The 298-nt window shown below is 80.2% G+C and carries 1 pseudogene; it reads right to left on the bottom strand.

Going from position 1 to position 298, the window contains the following annotated elements:
- A pseudogene (locus GTW08_RS16975) lies at positions 1-298 on the bottom strand (cobyrinate a,c-diamide synthase); the annotation flags it as partial.

Here is a 298-nt window from a genome sequence, read left to right as displayed (position 1 = left end):
TAGCCCTCCGGCTCGCCGCCGCGCCACGCCCAGGCGGGGGCGGCCCCGGCCCGCGGGGTGACCGCGCACCGGTGGAACTCATGCGCCCCGGCCCGCTCGCCCGCCGCGAACAGTGGCGACGCCGACACCGCGACCGCGTCGCGGTAGCCGAGCGTGAGCCGCGGGGTCATCCCCGCCGACGCGTCGAGGACCCCGCACATGGGCGTCCCGTCGAGGTCGCGGCACAGGTACAGCAGCCCGCCGCACTCGGCGTGCACCGGCGCCCCGGACGCGGCCAGCGCGGCGACCTGCGCCCGCA

The sequence above is a fragment of the Pseudonocardia sp. SID8383 genome (genome assembly GCF_009864975.1).
Classification (GTDB): domain Bacteria; phylum Actinomycetota; class Actinomycetes; order Mycobacteriales; family Pseudonocardiaceae; genus Pseudonocardia; species Pseudonocardia alni.
This window is presented reverse-complemented; position numbering and strand designations above follow the sequence as displayed.